This is a genomic window from Acinetobacter sp. WCHA39, assembly GCF_002165385.1.
GTDB lineage: Bacteria > Pseudomonadota > Gammaproteobacteria > Pseudomonadales > Moraxellaceae > Acinetobacter.
In genome coordinates this window covers 1-16,606 of sequence record NZ_NHRP01000049.1, presented here as the reverse complement: position 1 = coordinate 16,606, position 16,606 = coordinate 1, and the positions used below count along the sequence as shown (strand labels likewise).

Sequence of the window (16,606 nt, the reverse complement as noted above, 5' to 3'; positions counted from 1 at the left end):
TAATACGAGATCAAAGGGGTCAATTTTACTTTGCCATTTGTAAGGTAAAAGGGGTCAATTTTAGAATGCCGTTGACAGCATATTCTGGTAAGTAAAAATAGGCGCGATACTGATTACAGCATCTGTGAGATCATCCAAGTCGCTAGGCTTATTAACATAGTAGTATTTGCCACTTCCCCAGTAATCATCTTTTTGTCTTTCTCTGGATGATGTCACTTTATAAAAACTTCGAGCAACGGTATCTGCACTTAGGTTAGGGAGTACAACTTGCTTAAAGTTCTTAGGTTCAAGCTTGGATGTATCATAGTATTTAATGGCTGTTGTAGCTGTTTGTACTGATGGCGTTTGAACAGCATTGAGCTGCTGTGCTTTAGCCTGCAATACATTGTATAACTTGACCGCTTCAGGTTGTCCCTGCCGTGCAGCACTTTGCAACAAGGTAACGCCCTTTTTTGCATCCTGTGGTACACCATCCCCATTAAGATACATGACTGCTAATGCGTACTGTGAAGGAGCAAAACCATTCACTGCTGCCTTGGAAAACCATTCAGCCGCTTTTTTATGATCTACAGGTAGACCTTTCTTTCCTAAGTAGTAAAGCATTCCCATATTATGGTGACTTTGATTATTATCTCCTTTGGTCACGACTTGTGACAGTACATAGTTCAGTCCTGCCGACAGGTTCACTTTCTTGGTTTCAGCAAATACCGTTGAACTAGCAGCTATAATACTGGTGGCTACAACAAGGTTAAGCATTAATTTATTCATCTAATTCTTATCCTTATTTATCATCTACTTTAAACCAGTATGAATATTCTTTAGGTTGACCATTCACTAAGACATTACTGAGTTTGACATCATAAATGATATTGTTTTTTAAACCATCGAAGTAGAACTGGATATTATTTGGAATCCCCATACCAAGATTGTCATAGCTAATATCTCTAATTTTTTGCTCACCACCACCTCGCTCTGTTACCACCAGTTTTGCTTTGGAATAATCTACATTTTGATTCGCCCAATAGTCATTTTGATCAATGAGGATAGAAACAGAAAGTATTGCTCCTTTCATAAAGTATTTCGAAGGATAGTTGTGATATGGATAAGCAATCACACCAAGTTTTGCAGTGGTTGGATTCTTCTGGAAATAAATTGTTTTATGAGAAGTCCCAACCACATAAGGAAATTGAGTATCTTTAATTGATGGTGCATTGACTGAACCATAAGCAGACTTTTCCATAAATGGATTAATGATCCACCTACGATGACCAACATTATTTGCTACAACATTCAATTTATCATGTGTCATATTTCTAACACTTTCGGCAGGCGAATAATCATACATGATTGATCTCACACCCATTTCAAGATTACTGGTGCTTGCACCAACAGCACCAATATCAGAGTAGCAGTCTGTGTTAGGTTCTGGATAATGGGTCAAGATATTGTTTGCAGCAAGAATAAGAGCGGTCTGCATCATCTCATCTTCATGGGCATAGTCGTATGTAATACTTGGTAGTCCATGCAAAGCACGAACTGTATTCATTTCAGTTAAAAATTCATTTCTAAACTTTGTACTGAGCTTGCCTGCATAACAGTTGTTTATATCTGGGGTTTCGCTCATGGATGAGGCTTTAAAGACATCAAAACTGATGGTCTTACTCTCTGCTGCCAGTGTTTTAGCATCCCCCTCTTGAGTAAGTTTAAGGGTACATAACCCTGCACCAATCCCTTTGAGTTCCCCCTGACTATAGGTACAGGTTGATGAAGAAAGGCTGCTAATCGTGACAGGTAGTTTGGCACTGGATTCCGTATCCAGTGAATACACACTCTCCGTCAGGATATATTTGATTTTTAGTGGGGTAATGGTTTGCTTGAGCTTATTCACGCACACATTATTTTCTAGATATTGCTCAGCCGCACAACTCACATTGACGGTCATGCTGCTATTCAGTGCTAGAACTTTTGCCGTCCCTGCCTGTGTCAATACCAGATTACACTGACCGACTTTATGCGCTTTAAGTTCACCGCCACTTACACTACAGATGTTGGGTGTGTTACTGCTAAACGTTACTACTAGACCTTGATCTGTTTGCAGCGATAATGGATAGCGTTGACCTTGAATCAGCATACTGAATGGTAGTGACTGAATATTCTGCACTACCTTGTTTTTACATACACCCTCTTCCAGATATTGGCTTTCAACACAGGTCACGGGCTTAGGGATTGGATTGCCATTATCTGGATTATCCGTTCCACCGCCATTGGATGAACTTGAATCTCCACCCGAACCACCACCACACCCGACCATTGCTGTACTGATTGCCATCATTAGAACTGATGGCATGAACGATTTTGAAATCATCATGATTGACTGCCTTAAATTTTTATATTGTTGTTATTGATAATGATCAGCCGATAATAATTGACGGATTTCACTGGCCATTTGTGGACTACGCCAAGGAAATAGGACTTTTAGGCTGTAATTCGGTTTGAATGGATCTCGTGTACCGATATTGACTTGAAACTCTCGTTTCATCGGTGTGCGATGAACCTGTTGATTGACATGCGTTCCCATCATTGGATTGCTGATCACAGTGGTCGTGGTTCTAAAATTATCTTCGACTAAGTTGTAGTGTCCGACGGAGGTGATGTAATCAAAGGGATATTTCACGAGACGTTGATCAGGCTGATCAAACAGGATAATGGTTTTATCTTGGCTATTAATCCAAACACCACGGTTTTGGTAGTTAAAAGTTTCTCCTTGACGCTTGAGTTGTTCAGTCATCCCGTCAAAGTAGGTATTTCCATATTCATAAAGGTAGTAAAGGATCACAAACCAGAACAGGTCAAAGCCAAAGAAGATGTAACCGAAAGCACCAAAAGAGAAGATTTTGGCAACGATGAGAAAGATCACGATGGGTAAGACCACACATTTTATAAAGAGCTTAGATTTTTGTGGACGGTGTTCAATGGGTATGATTTTGGGTTTGCTTAATTCAGTCATGGTTGTTTCCCGCATGTTCAATGCAATGCACAATCACCAGCAGATATAAAAAGGTTTATTTTTTATAGGCGTGACTTAGCCATCCACCGTTGGATTGTTTTTGTAAAAATATTGTTTGAATACAGACGAATAATAAAAAATTAGCCGTATCGCCCCCGTTGCAAAGCACAACAAGGTTGAACATGGGGTGAAACACAAATTAGAAAAGATTGGTACAGCATGAGAAGCTCCTAGATGTTTATAGAAGTTCTACCAATTACTGCTAAATAATGGTGGCAGAACGAAAAGGGGTTAGCAGACTGATCATCTAGGAATCAGCACACCCGAAGGTGTCCCCCTTCCGTCCTACCATAGAAAAAAAGGGGGACGAGAGGATTCCCACACTCAATTTATATCCAAAAATATAAACGTCATGTGCTAGATGAATTCGGTCTGCTAAAACCGACTGGCAATGTAGGCCAGCGAGCCCATATTAATTTTATCCAAGAATTTAGTCAATTTCACCATGCGATAAAATTCACATTATCCTTTGGAAAGAATCGAGTTAAGTGGTTGATTTTTCCCATAGGCTCAAATTGAACCCATCGATTTTGCTTATTTTGATTTTATGGATAAGTCTAAAATGTTTATAAGAATAATTATTAGGCTGACATATCCGTCAGCAGATATTTTTAATAAACAGTTTTTCAGCCGTCAAAAATTTAAAATATCTCCAGCAGAATCAATCAATTATTTAATGTTAAGATATGTAAAATAACCAATTTGATAGTTGACACGTTAAGGTATACCCAGCTAACCTAGTATTACACAGCAAAATCTGTGTTCAGGCGTGAGAACCTGATACAATCTAGGTGCAAATCAATGTCGCACTAGCGGCTATTTTTTTGTCTACTGTTTAGTAGTCGTTATGGCAGCTTGCAGGGCAACCGTAAGGTTGGCTGATCCTAGATTCAGTATTCTCACCCCTGTCTTGCTGCCACCATTACCGTGAGAAGTAATGATGGTAAGTGTTAAAACTTATCTAGGAATACTGCTATGAACGCAATTCTTCATGGTGCAAACTCTTGCACACCTAAACAACAAGCTGGTCAACTTATCGTTGAACTTGGCAAAACAATTTCAAATCCTCAACGTCAAACACTCGCCAATCTTTATATTGCTGTTGACACCGCAAATTCCTTACTCAAAGAACTTGAACAAGCACATCAAATCATTCGTCAATGCATGCATGAAATGACTGATGAGCAAATTCTTGAAGTTGCAAAGCTCAATCAAAATAACAATCTCTCCTCTTTATGGGCATTTCGTACACATCAACGTCACAAGATGATTGAACGTGCACAGCGTGTATTGGGAATCCGTTCTATTTAGGTCACTTAATTAATTATGTATTTTTAGCTTGCTACTGTGCACTGTATTAATCGACTGCATTATTATCGAATAAGCAGAAATAATGCTGAATGCAATCAGTGACAGCAGCAATGCTAAAGATAATAGACTTGTGAATATTAAAAGTGATTGTTTAAAACTCAGCACCAAAATCATTTGGTTTTTGTTGTTTAGCTTCAACTTGTGGTTGATGTTGAATGTTATATTGCTGCCCCAGCATGGTAGCAATTAAACTCATCATCAACCTGACAATTTCTTCAACGAGTTTTGCAAGTTGCAATATTGTTGCTGTAAGCTCTGCTGAATGCTCTCGATCGAATTGGCATTGCTGTTGCATTGTTGCTGCATGCTCTTGATCTGCATCTGCTTGTTCTCTAAGTCGACGCATATTTTGTTTAAATTGCTCATACTCTGAATACAATTCAACATCATCTCGTTTAAGTCTTTGATTTGTTTTTGCTGTTGCAATTGCAACTGTTTCAAATTCGACTCTTGCTTCTCCAGCACGTCGAAGCGCTTGATCCAATTTGTCGTTAAGTGCTCTAGTCTGCTGATCTGTGTAGCGAATGACATGCTCTGTTCTTGAAGTTGCTGCTCTTTCTGATGCTGTAACTGCTGCTGTTGTTCTAACTGTTCTAATTTTTCCTGCCTCGATTGTAACTCTTTGATCATCAATCCAATATTCTGAAATAAACTGATCTCGGTGTGGCTCAATTCTGACGGATTGCTGAAGCCTAAGATTTTCAAGATCTTGTTCATGTCGTCTCTGTTGCTCTGCTCGTAATGCTCGATCACGCTGAGCCTTTTTTTCATCTTCTCGACGTTTTCTTGCAAGTCTTGCATAGTACTCAGCGATGATGGCATCAAAGCTAAACTCATTTGTTCGAGTAAATCCAAAATCATCTGCTGTGTATCGCTGCCGTTGTGATGTTGAATAATCGTATGTTGCTGTTCTTTCATAACTTACTTCTCCACGAAACAAGGAAATGTCAGATGAATATTCGGTTCTGTCGGATGGACTTTCTTTTTGCTCAAATTCAGGGTATTGCAATCGATCCATTTCGAGGAGGTGATCGCTCGGTATCGAGTGCCGTCTTCGTCCGTCAAGATTTCGGTCTCGTTTTTGGTTAAGATCGGCTGTGTGAGATAGTAGTTGGAGGGCAATATTACTAAAATATTCAGTAACCCCATTCCAAGCAACATCAAAATAAATGTTTTCAGAATTAATTTCGGGTTGTAAGTGATCGACTGAGTTAATGCTTGAGCTACTTGCTGCTGCAACTGATTCTTCTGATCTTCTAATAACAGTGTGATACTTTGGGTATTGTCCTGAATTTGGGCTTTGATCAGATTCTGATTGTCTTTGATCGTATGTTGCAATTGGGCTTTGCTCTGCTGAAGATGCTTTTGCATGATCTGATCGATTTCGTTGAGATGTGAAGAAAGCGTCATTTGAATATTGCTGATATTCTGCTTCAACTCTGCTCGATATGATTTCAATCCTCTGATTAAAATCTGAGTCTCGTTTTTCTGATGTTGTAGCAGATGCATAACGTTGTCTGTTGTAAGCTGCTCTTGCCTGTCTAGCTCCTTGCAAAGTTTTTTCTGCTCTATCTCGAAGTTCTGCGCAAGGCATTCGAGTATTTTTTGAAATCTGATTAACTGTTCGCTGCTCATCGTTTCCACGTTCGCTATCTGCTTTTCGAACTTGCTCAAAAGCTTTGATACGTTCTCGAAATGGTTTTGAGCATTTTCTGATGTCAAATTGTCTTTCATATATTTCTCCTTGAAAATAAATAGGTTTTTTCCCGAAAGTTGGAATTAAGCTAAACTGATTTTCTCGAATTTTGGCAACTTCGCTAGCAAGTTTGTTTGTGAGTACAAATTGCATAAAGTCATCACGGTTATGTACTAAAATTTCAGAGAAGAGAAATTCATTTTGATTTGTTTCTAATTGTTTTAACGAAATGGACAAGAGTCCAACATATAAATTTTCAATGAATGTTTTATAGTTTCCTCTATTCTTTTCAACTTTTTTCAGCGCAGATTGTAAATACAGCTCATAGCCTTTTTTTGTAAATCTTGCACGGTCAGGATCCTTCGGATCTGCCCACCCATATTCGGAATTAAGCTTGTCTTGCAAAGTATGAAAATGCTTTTGAAACAAACCTGGAGGGGCTATATTCATTGCTTTTCCTGACCTGAGTTCAAGCCGAGGAACAAGTATATGAACATGTTTTGAACCGTTTGGTTCCTGATGCAGAACAGCCGTCATATGATATTGGTCAGGTTCAAGACCGCTGAAAGCCAATGCTTCGAACTGTTTTAAGACATCTTTTATTTCAACATCGGTCGGTTGATCTTCCTCAGTAAATGCAATGACGGCAGACGTGTATTTATGTTTAAAAGGAGAGCTGTCTGCAATTTTTGCAAAGAGATGTGGATCACCACAGAGCACTTCGACATGCGGACGGACAATATTCATGTGATCTTTTTCATCGAGCACATAACTTGCTGCACGTGCTGCACTGCCCGTTCCATGCCTCAACATCTTAATCAACATGCCCCGCTCTCCCGTTTAAAATAAAAAAGGAAATAAAATTAAATTTCTATATGGTCATCAGAAAGATCAGCGTCTGAAACTGATTCAAGTTCACCGTCTCCAACGACTTGCATTTGTCGCAATAAATCGGCGAGATATTTCTGTTCAATATGCTGGTGTCGGCGCTGAACTGTCTTATCAGAACGATGCAGTGACGGAGGACAAGGAAGCGGATAAAGCTGATAGATTTTTTTTAAATAGTCTTCGACAAGTAGGTAAGTTCGAAGTAAGTCGACTGGTTTTCCGATTTTGTTGCTAATGTGAATTGCACGGGTAATCTGATTGAGATTATTGCCAATTTTTGCAAGTTGGAATGCAATGCTTTCGCTATCTTCTTGCGTCCTGTGATTTGAATCTTTTTTCTTCGCTACAACATGCGATTCACGAATTGAAGATCGATCAACATTCAAATTATTTTGAATATAACAACTCACGCTAAATCGAATAAAATCACTCACAGTTTTATTTAATAGACTTGCTGAATCTCTAATTATCTCTAATTCATCATCATTTAAACGCAATTCAAGTCGACTTACTCTTCTTGATTTTTTAATAACATTAGCAACAACCATAATACACCTAAAAACCGTCAATCTATTTTTAAGCTATAATAAATTTTAAAATAATAAAAGTGTTTTTTGATAGGAATTTTAAAATAATTTATATGTAGAATAAATAGTTACTCTAAAAATTCAAAACAAACACATTATTAAAAGTAGCGGTTTGGCTGCAAGCCAACCAGATTCCGTTCGTATACAATTACAACTTTTGTTGTTATTGTGTACGGACAGGGTACTCTGGCTCGACCGATTATTTTCATATTTTATGTACTTTGGACTATTAAGTGATATATTAAATATCACAAAGACTAAACACGTTCTAATTTTCAAATAAAAATAAGATCATGATCTATAGAAGATATACACCAAGAGGAATTTTAAATTTATTTTATAATTAAAACATATGCTTAACTAAAAACAACATCTAAGTTTAAAGTTTATTCTCTTAAATTAAATTAGATTAAATATTTAATCTAATTATTAAATAAATAATAGTTCTCATAAGAAAAATATTAAAATGATCAACATCAAAAACTAATAAACCCCAACTAAAACAAAAAAGGAATTAAGAAATAAAAACCTAACCACAAAAAAACAAAAGTAGTAAACCGAAGAACGTACTAAAGATTAATTACTGTTATAATAGATAAAAATTAATTAAAAAAATAAACCTATTTCTTGATCTTTTATACACAAATCATTTTTACACAAATAAAACATGTTAGCTTTAAATGTATAGAAACTTGTTTTACTCTTCAGATCCTAATTAACAACATGAGGATTTTAAGACAACAGGCTTTCTTCAACTGCATTAAAAACTGAAGAGGTCAAAATGATAAAAAATCTTTATCTAATAAAATTAATTATTAGATATAAAAAACTGGAGCAAGACTTTCAAATAAAAATGCGGAGGTTCAACAATGAGTAAATATTTTGAACTGCTGGATTGGGTCACCGCAGAAAAGTTTTGTGAATTGACGGGTGAACAGATCACGAACCTAAAGAATCTTAGGCCTCACTGGGAGGAAGGAAAAGTCTGGGTGAAAGTGTCTGATCGAAAAATTCTATATAGTTTGAAAGGTTATAACGCATGGGTCGAACAAGCAGCTCAGGTCTACCAAAAGGCACAAGAGCAAGATCGGGAAAAATACAGATTAACTTTAAATGGAACGACAAGCGCGAGTGGTTCACCCTCGACCTCATCGATACCCCAGCCAACTTCATTAAGGCGGCTAAGATTAGAGAAGATTTTGTAAACAAGGCTAAATACGGGATATTAAAAATCGAGGATATCGAAGCTGTCACCGCCAAACCCATCAAAAAAGCTGACGCTGCGCAAAAAACATTGCCAGCGTCAAATGCTCCGACATTTGCTCACTATGCCCAAGAATACCTTTATAACCTTTCAGATCATAAGCTAGGCACCAAGAAAAAATATCTATCAATTTTAGAAAGGCTCTGGATGCCATTATTCGAAGATATGCTGATTAATACGATCACCAGTCAAATGTTGCGTACAGCCGTCAATGGACGTGAATGGTCATCGGCTAAAACTCGAAATGATGCTTTGATTCCATTACGTGGCGCATTCGAACTAGCGCATGATGATGAAATTATTGATAAGAACCCATGTGACCGATTAAAGAATCAGAAAACACAGGAAACTGAACCTGATCCATTTAATGAAATGGAAAAGGAAATAATACTGAACTGGTTAAAAGAGAAATATATTGCAGACTACCCAACTGTGTATTGGTATTTTGTGGTGGCATTCTGGACAGGTTGCCGTCCATCAGAAATTATCGCACTCACTTGGCAGGATGTAGATTTTTTAAATAAGCAGATTTACATCAATAAAGGTCGTGTGAACGGCGTTCAGCAAGAAACGACTAAAACAAATAAAGCTAGATTTGTAGATTTAAATGATTTTGCATTTGAAGCATTTCAACAACTCAGATTACTAACCTACCTCAAATATGAGCACGTATTTATCTGTGATGAGACAGGTAAGGAATTTACTACGCAAAAATCATTGAGCGAAAAGTTTGTAGCTTCACTGAAAGTGAATGGCATACGTTATCGCCCTGCCTATAACACTCGTCATACATATGCGACTGTATGCTTAATGAATGGACTTAATCCAGTTTATGTGGCTTCACAGCTAGGGCATAGTTTAGTGATGCTAATGATGCGTTATGCCAAGTGGATTAATTCAGATAAGAACAAAGAAGAGATTGCTAAAATTTCGAATAGTGCCAAAATTGTGCCAAATAAAAAGGGAATCAAACTATGTGTTTGATTCCCTTTAAGATATTTGGCGGAAGCGGTGAGATTCGAACTCACGGAGGACTCACACCCTCGTCGGTTTTCAAGACCGGTGCATTAAACCGCTCTGCCACGCTTCCATGTGCGTAAGAATACAAAGCTTGCCCTCTTTATTCAAGAGAAATTTAACTGCAATGTATTCAAATGCATAATGTTTCATCAATTATTAGAGTTTAGCGGCCAATTCTGCCCCTTCGCGGATTGCACGCTTGGCATCCAGCTCACCTGCTAACTTTGCACCACCAATCACATGATATTTTGCCAATGTGGTTTCATTCTCATGCGGTACTAAATCTTTTACTGATTCCTGACCTGCACACACCACAATGGTATCCACACGCAATAACTGGTCATGGCCATTATGCTCAACCCATAAGCCTTCGTCAGTTACAGCCTTATATTGCACACCGCGCAGCATACGCACAGCATGTTTTTTCAATTGTGCACGATGCACCCAGCCTGAGGTTTTACCCAAACCAATACCCAACGGCGTTGTTTTACGTTGCAATAAATAAATCTGACGTACAGGCATTTCAACTTCTGGACGTTGTACACCGCCTTCAGAAATATAATTAGGGTTTGGATCAACGCCCCATTCGCGTTGCCATTCTGCCAATGGTTGTGGCTGTGGTTGATGGGGTGGTTTTAGTAAAAACTCTGACACATCAAAACCAATACCACCTGCACCAATCACAGCAACCTTATGACCAACCTTAGCGCCTTTAAGTACTTCTGCATAAGACAAGACTTGTGGTGCATCACTACCCTGAATTTTTAAGGCGCGTGGCACTACGCCTGTTGCAATCACCACTTCATCAAAGCCTTCACGTTCCAACTGTTCACGATTGACCTTAGTATTTAAGCGAACATCCACACCTGTTTGTTTGAGTTGAACTTTAAAATAACGAATGGTTTCATGAAATTCTTCTTTTCCAGGAACAACTTTCGCTAGATTAAACTGACCGCCCACATCATTATTGGCTTCAAACAAGGTTACGGCATGACCACGACTTGCCGCCACTGTTGCAGCCGACATGCCTGCAACACCACCACCCACAACCGCAACACGTTTTGGTTTCTTGGTTTTGATATAAACCAGTTCAGTTTCAAAACATGCCTGTGGATTGACTAAACAAGAGACACGCTCATTTTTAAAGGCATGATCCAAACACGCCTGATTACATGCGATACAGGTATTAATTTCATCCACACGGTTGGTTGCAGTTTTATTGACCCAGTATGGATCAGCGAGGAATGGTCGTGCCATTTGCACCATATCCGCCTGTCCTGAAGCAATAATCTCTTCAGCAACATCTGGCATATTGATACGGTTTGACGCAATTACTGGTACTGAAACGTGCTGTTTAACTTCGGCGGTATAATCCACAAATGCAGCACGAGGTACAGAAGTGACAATCGTTGGGATACGTGCTTCATGCCAGCCAATCCCTGTATTTAATAAAGTCACGCCTGCTTTTTCAAGTGCCTTTGCTACTACGATCACTTCCTGCATGGTGTTGCCATCATGCACTAAATCAAGCATGGACAGGCGGAAACAAATAATGAATTTTTCACCAACTTTGGCACGAATCGCCTTGACGATTTCCACGGGAAAACGCATACGGTTTTCAATATCGCCACCCCAACGGTCTGTACGCTTGTTGACATGACTGCTCAGGAATTGATTGATCAAATAACCCTCAGAACCCATGATTTCCACGCCATCATAGCCTGCCTTTTTTGCCAGACTTGCACAACGGGCATAATCTTCAATAGTTGCCAAAATCTGGGCATCTGACATTTGACGCGGTTTAAAAGGATTAATGGGTGCCTGAATTGGGGATGAAGAAACCGAAAATGGATGATAACCATAACGACCTGAATGCAGGATTTGCATCAAGATTTTTGCGCCATGCTTATGCACAGCATGTGTAACCAGACGGTGATGAGGAATATCTGCCAGACTGTTCATGGTACCGCCCGCAGGTAATAACCAACCTTGACGGTTGGGTGAAATCCCACCCGTGATGATTAAGCCAACCCCACCTTTGGCACGTTCACCAAAATAAGCAGCAAGTTTAGGATAATTAAAAAAACGATCCTCCAAGCCTGAATGCATCGATCCCATGACCACACGGTTTTTAATGGTCGTAAATCCGAGATGTAATGGCTTTAAAATATTTGCATAGCTAGTCATGATATTCCTTCTGTATTTATTGGCTTTGCAACTTGTTGCATAGTACTTTAACTGAATTTTTATATGTGTTTATGACTCTTTTCAAGAAAATGCTGACACCAAAGTCAAAAGTAATGTAACTATTTTGATTTCCAATCTAAAAAAACCAAAATCAAATGTATTAGAACATAATTTTTCTGCTTAGTTTTTCTTTCAGGAAAACAAGCTCCATGAAAAGTGTTACAATAGTTCCGATTTTTTATTCTCAAGACTACCTGTTCGGGGTCTTTACTCATAAAAGTTAGGACAAGCAATGACTGATAATGCAACTATCTTGCAGCACGTACCTGTAGGCAAAAAAGTTGGGATTGCCTTTTCTGGTGGTCTCGATACTTCAGCAGCTTTATTGTGGATGAAGCAAAAAGGCGCAGAGCCTTATGCTTATACTGCAAACTTGGGTCAACCTGATGAAGATGACTATGATGCAATTCCAAAGAAAGCTGAACAATACGGCGCAGTCAAAGCTCGATTAATCGATTGTCGTTTACAACTTGCGCTTGAAGGTATTGCAGCAATTCAATGTGGCGCATTCCACATTAGTACTGGTGGCGTCCCTTATTTCAATACCACACCTTTGGGTCGTGCAGTGACAGGTACGATGCTTGTGACGGCGATGAAAGAAGACGACGTCAACATTTGGGGCGATGGTTCAACTTATAAAGGCAACGATATTGAACGTTTCTATCGTTATGGTTTATTGACCAACCCTGCCCTTAAAATCTATAAGCCTTGGTTAGACCAAACCTTTATTGATGAGTTAGGCGGTCGTGCCGAAATGTCGCAATTCTTAATCGACAACGGCTTTGACTATAAAATGTCAAAGGAAAAAGCCTACTCAACTGACTCAAATATGTTGGGTGCGACGCACGAAGCTAAGGATTTAGAATATCTCAATGCTGGTATTAAAATCGTTGACCCAATCATGGGCGTTGCATTCTGGAAAGAAGATGTAAAAATTGATGCAGAAGAAGTGAGCATTACTTTTGAAGAAGGTTTCCCTGTTGCATTAAATGGTCAACGTATCGAAGATCCTGTTGAGCTGATCTTAGAAGCTAACCGTATCGGTGGTCGTCATGGTCTTGGTATGTCTGACCAAATTGAAAACCGTATCATCGAAGCGAAATCTCGTGGTATCTATGAAGCACCAGGTATGGCTTTATTACATATCGCTTACGAGCGCTTAGTGACTGGTATTCATAACGAAGATACGATTGAACAATACCGTATTAACGGTTTACGTTTAGGTCGCCTACTTTACCAAGGTCGTTGGTTCGATTCACAAGCATTAATGCTACGTGAAACTTCACAACGTTGGGTTGCTAAAGCGATTACAGGTACGGTGACTTTAGAATTACGTCGTGGTAATGACTACACCATCATGAACACTGAATCTCCTAACCTCACCTATGAAGCTGAGCGTTTGACCATGGAGAAAGGTGATTCGATGTTTACTCCAATGGATCGTATCGGTCAGTTAACCATGCGTAACCTCGACATTACTGATACCCGTGCAAAACTCGGTATCTATACTGAAACAGGTTTACTTGCTGTTGGCCAAGGTTCTGCAATTCCACAGCTAGAAAATAAATCAAAATAAAAGATGGGTAAATTAATTTGCCCACTTAAAAAGGCTGAATATTTGATTCAGCTTTTTTTATTATTTGAAATAAAAAGTTAAATACTCAATCATTTCATTTATAGAACAATATGTCGCAATTAAAGACTATTTATCGTCATTATGAATCAATAATATAAGCATTAAGCAAAACATAATAATTGGGAGATGAAAGATGAATGCTTATCTACATCGTAGTGAAAATCGTGGTCATGTCAAAGCAGGCTGGTTAGACACCTATCATAGCTTTTCATTTGGTAGCTGGTATAACCCGAAATATATGGGTGTCAGTGCCCTTCGCGTGATCAATGATGATACAGTTGCTGCACATAATGGTTTCGGTACTCATCCCCATGACAACATGGAAATCTTAACCTGTGTACTTGATGGCACTATTTCCCATAAAGACAGTATGGGCAATGAAGGTCAGATCAATGCGGGTGAATGGCAATTGATGAGTGCTGGAACTGGGGTCACCCACAGTGAAATGAACAAGCATGATAAAGCGGTGCATCTATTACAGATTTGGATTCAACCGAATGTACAAGATGCCGAACCAACCTATCAGCAAATTCAGCTGAATCCAAAAGACCATCCAAACCAATGGCACTTGATTGCTGGTGATACATCTGCGCCAATGTCGATTCGTCAAAATGCGGAAGTGAAAACTGCTGTCATTGAAAAAGATCAACATTTAGAAATTACAGCACGAAAAAAAGTGAACTACGTGCATGTGATTTCAGGTGAAGTAATGATCGCCGATCATTTGGTTAAAGCAGGTGATGCTTTAGTATTCGATGAAACTGCAACCATTACTGCATTACAAGACAGCCAAATGATTTGGTTTGATCTACCTTAATTAAACTCAGTTTATCTTGTACCCCTTGCCCCTCATGGGGTACAAGCTTTTTCTAATCATTATTACTGCTACTATCACAACTACTTGAGTCTGAGCTCGAATCATCATTTGAGCTACATTCATCAGAACGTCTGAAATCATTATTTTGAGAAGAATCACATGAGGAGGTTGTTGATGAATATGGCTGGCTATAATCAAAATTATCTTGTGTAGGATCAGTTTTCTTGGCAAAAAAGAACAATAAAATCAAAACAATAACAATCACTATAATCATAAATATCAGCATCACAATTCCCTATCGCTATCCTAATCCTTATGACAAACTATAGCGTAAATTTGCTTTAAAAATGATGGGCATTAAAAAAGCCCGATTAACGGGCTTTTCTACAACCTTGAACATTTTTAAAAACAATCAGAATCGTTTCGTTCGTTGTTAGCTGTGTATTCAGGTAATCATATCTTTGTTCATCTAGGCAAGATTTCTCTTAAATCCCAAATAGTATATGACCTCCTTATTGATTAAATTAGCACCAATAATAGGGTGAGTCAAGATTCTAGTAACTGATAAAAATTACTCAAGCATAATGAGTATAAGAAACTCATTCTAAATTGCAATTCAACCTAGTCATTCTTTTAAGCGAGTATTTAAAAAAACAAATGTGATATCAATAAAAAAGCCCTAAATTATAGAAATTTAGAGCTTTTTTATTGATATCTTGGTAGGTATATCCTCTACCGTAGCAACATTTAATCCAATGATTTTAAATAACTTTTTCTACAACTCAAATTTAGTGATACACGTGGTGATACAAGAAAATATATGCTTTTTATTGTAATTTTTTGTAAAAATTAAGTGCTTTGGCACTAAATTCAATAACCCTTCCCTCTACAAGAAAATCAATTTTTTTATTGAACTATGCGATGATGGGTTCCCAGATATCTTTATTGAACTTTTACAATACAGAGCTTTTTGGTGAAGGAGGAACCGACATCTATATAATAACAATTATCGACTTTAATTAGCTCTTTCACAATGGTGTGACCTAGATAAATTTCATCAATATTCTCGACACTATCATAGTGAGCTGATTGCTGGCGAATACGTCCTCTCCCCCATAATGCATTACTATAAGCAGAAGTTACACCTGATATTTTGTAGTCACCTTGCATAATGTCTTGCTTAAAAGCATTCCAATCGTGAATATCAATATCTGCGTGTACCACACCAATCTTTTTATGTCCCAATTGAACTTCTATAACCAAAGGCAATTGTTGAAAACGGGAGCTAATTTCGGATTGCTTTCTTGAGCTGAGTTGATAAAACCATTCTCCTCCATTTCGTGCATGAATGTCTTTTATTTTACGATCATGAGGCGATCTTATACACATCTCCTCATGGTTACCACGTACCGTAAAAAACCAAGGCTGATCCAACAAAGAAATACATTCAAGATTCTCCACACCTCGATCCACAAGATCACCTGTACAAATGACCAGATCATTTTCAAAGTCAAAATCAATTTTTTTAAGTTCTTGCATCAACAAGCTATAGCAACCATGTAAGTCACCTACAATGTATACAGAAGAAATTTTTTGACCGTCTATACTTTTAACAATTTCTACCATAATGCCTATACCTTTGTAGTCATTAGCCTGAGAAGGCTTTTAATTCATTATCCTACAAAAGCCTAGCCTAGTATCATAAGAGATCCAGCTCGACTGCTTATTAGTCACTATTTTTGATTCCGCTGATTTATAGCTATTGAATCTATTAATGAGAAAATATCTTTCTCATTATTACGCAATATAGCGTTTATAATCAACAACTTAAATCAATTAAAGTCAAATCTAAAACAGTTATTCAGAGCTCAAAAAATCAGGAAATATCTTTCTCAGAGATGGATCCGGAAATTTGAACAACTCCTATAAGTGATACTCTGCTCCTCAAATGATGTTATAAACATCAATATATGGAGTATTTTATGGCACGTAGACCAAGAAGAAATCATTCAA

General features: G+C 38.1%; 11 protein-coding genes, 1 tRNA gene and 1 pseudogene. 4 read left to right on the top strand and 9 right to left on the bottom strand.

The features are described 5' to 3' along the window. Positions 1 to 66: 66 nt before the first annotated feature. The 3 genes and pseudogenes from CDG56_RS15655 to CDG56_RS15645 all read right to left on the bottom strand — a co-directional run. Positions 67 to 768 (bottom strand): annotated as a pseudogene (locus tag CDG56_RS15655) (tetratricopeptide repeat protein); the annotation flags it as partial. A gap of 13 nt (positions 769 to 781) precedes the next feature. Continuing rightward, the gene (locus tag CDG56_RS15650; protein ID WP_057081958.1) at positions 782 to 2,368 is read right to left on the bottom strand and encodes a CAP domain-containing protein; all 1,587 of its coding nucleotides are present in this window, start codon (positions 2,366 to 2,368) and stop codon (positions 782 to 784) included. Positions 2,369 to 2,398: 30 nt separating this feature from the next. Then, positions 2,399 to 3,007, bottom strand: a complete 609-nt coding sequence (locus CDG56_RS15645; RefSeq protein ID WP_002159601.1) for a hypothetical protein — start codon at positions 3,005 to 3,007, stop codon at positions 2,399 to 2,401. A 1,035-nt stretch (positions 3,008 to 4,042) separates the two neighbouring features. Here CDG56_RS15645 and CDG56_RS15640 point away from each other — a divergent pair. Next, positions 4,043 to 4,378: a hypothetical protein gene (locus tag CDG56_RS15640; protein WP_057081832.1), complete on the top strand. Its 336-nt coding sequence runs from the start codon at positions 4,043 to 4,045 to the stop codon at positions 4,376 to 4,378. A 151-nt stretch (positions 4,379 to 4,529) separates the two neighbouring features. Here CDG56_RS15640 and CDG56_RS15635 read toward each other — a convergent pair whose 3' ends face one another. Both CDG56_RS15635 and mobC read right to left on the bottom strand, forming a co-directional pair. Further along, positions 4,530 to 6,959, bottom strand: coding sequence for a hypothetical protein (locus CDG56_RS15635; RefSeq protein ID WP_057081833.1), 2,430 nt, complete (start codon positions 6,957 to 6,959; stop codon positions 4,530 to 4,532). A 38-nt stretch (positions 6,960 to 6,997) separates the two neighbouring features. Next, on the bottom strand, positions 6,998 to 7,570 hold the full coding sequence (gene mobC / locus CDG56_RS15630; RefSeq protein WP_057081834.1) for a plasmid mobilization relaxosome protein MobC: 573 nt from the start codon (positions 7,568 to 7,570) through the stop codon (positions 6,998 to 7,000). 1,078 nt (positions 7,571 to 8,648) lie between these two features. Here mobC and CDG56_RS15625 point away from each other — a divergent pair. Next, positions 8,649 to 9,857: a site-specific integrase gene (locus CDG56_RS15625; RefSeq protein ID WP_087548380.1), complete on the top strand. Its 1,209-nt coding sequence runs from the start codon at positions 8,649 to 8,651 to the stop codon at positions 9,855 to 9,857. A gap of 16 nt (positions 9,858 to 9,873) precedes the next feature. Here the strand turns inward: CDG56_RS15625 and CDG56_RS15620 are convergent. Both CDG56_RS15620 and CDG56_RS15615 read right to left on the bottom strand, forming a co-directional pair. Continuing rightward, positions 9,874 to 9,963 (bottom strand) — tRNA-Ser (locus tag CDG56_RS15620). An 86-nt stretch (positions 9,964 to 10,049) separates the two neighbouring features. After that, positions 10,050 to 12,080, bottom strand: coding sequence for an FAD-dependent oxidoreductase (locus CDG56_RS15615; RefSeq protein ID WP_087544006.1), 2,031 nt, complete (start codon positions 12,078 to 12,080; stop codon positions 10,050 to 10,052). 292 nt (positions 12,081 to 12,372) lie between these two features. On the opposite strand from CDG56_RS15615, the gene argG reads away from it, so the two are divergent. Together argG and CDG56_RS15605 are read left to right on the top strand one after the other, a co-directional pair. Next, on the top strand, positions 12,373 to 13,716 hold the full coding sequence (gene argG / locus CDG56_RS15610; protein ID WP_087544004.1) for an argininosuccinate synthase: 1,344 nt from the start codon (positions 12,373 to 12,375) through the stop codon (positions 13,714 to 13,716). 193 nt (positions 13,717 to 13,909) lie between these two features. Then, entirely contained in the window at positions 13,910 to 14,593 is a 684-nt protein-coding gene (locus tag CDG56_RS15605) for a pirin family protein (protein ID WP_087544002.1), read from the top strand. 52 nt (positions 14,594 to 14,645) lie between these two features. Here the strand turns inward: CDG56_RS15605 and CDG56_RS17395 are convergent, their stop codons facing one another. Next, on the bottom strand, positions 14,646 to 14,879 hold the full coding sequence (locus CDG56_RS17395; RefSeq protein WP_087544001.1) for a hypothetical protein: 234 nt from the start codon (positions 14,877 to 14,879) through the stop codon (positions 14,646 to 14,648). 656 nt (positions 14,880 to 15,535) lie between these two features. After that, positions 15,536 to 16,219, bottom strand: a complete 684-nt coding sequence (locus tag CDG56_RS15595; protein WP_086044901.1) for a metallophosphoesterase — start codon at positions 16,217 to 16,219, stop codon at positions 15,536 to 15,538. Between the last annotated feature and the right edge of the window lie 387 nt (positions 16,220 to 16,606).

Bases quoted from the DNA above. Each gene is read 5' to 3' on its own strand.
- CDG56_RS15650 (WP_057081958.1), bottom strand. From the start codon at position 2,368: ATGATGATTTCAAAATCGTTCATGCCATCAGTTCTAATGATGGCAATC.
- CDG56_RS15645 (WP_002159601.1), bottom strand. From the start codon at position 3,007: ATGACTGAATTAAGCAAACCCAAAATCATACCCATTGAACACCGTCCA.
- CDG56_RS15640 (WP_057081832.1), top strand. From the start codon at position 4,043: ATGAACGCAATTCTTCATGGTGCAAACTCTTGCACACCTAAACAACAA.
- CDG56_RS15635 (WP_057081833.1), bottom strand. From the start codon at position 6,959: ATGTTGATTAAGATGTTGAGGCATGGAACGGGCAGTGCAGCACGTGCA.
- mobC (WP_057081834.1), bottom strand. From the start codon at position 7,570: ATGGTTGTTGCTAATGTTATTAAAAAATCAAGAAGAGTAAGTCGACTT.
- CDG56_RS15625 (WP_087548380.1), top strand. From the start codon at position 8,649: ATGGGTCGAACAAGCAGCTCAGGTCTACCAAAAGGCACAAGAGCAAGA.
- CDG56_RS15615 (WP_087544006.1), bottom strand. From the start codon at position 12,080: ATGACTAGCTATGCAAATATTTTAAAGCCATTACATCTCGGATTTACG.
- argG (WP_087544004.1), top strand. From the start codon at position 12,373: ATGACTGATAATGCAACTATCTTGCAGCACGTACCTGTAGGCAAAAAA.
- CDG56_RS15605 (WP_087544002.1), top strand. From the start codon at position 13,910: ATGAATGCTTATCTACATCGTAGTGAAAATCGTGGTCATGTCAAAGCA.
- CDG56_RS17395 (WP_087544001.1), bottom strand. From the start codon at position 14,879: ATGCTGATATTTATGATTATAGTGATTGTTATTGTTTTGATTTTATTG.
- CDG56_RS15595 (WP_086044901.1), bottom strand. From the start codon at position 16,219: ATGGTAGAAATTGTTAAAAGTATAGACGGTCAAAAAATTTCTTCTGTA.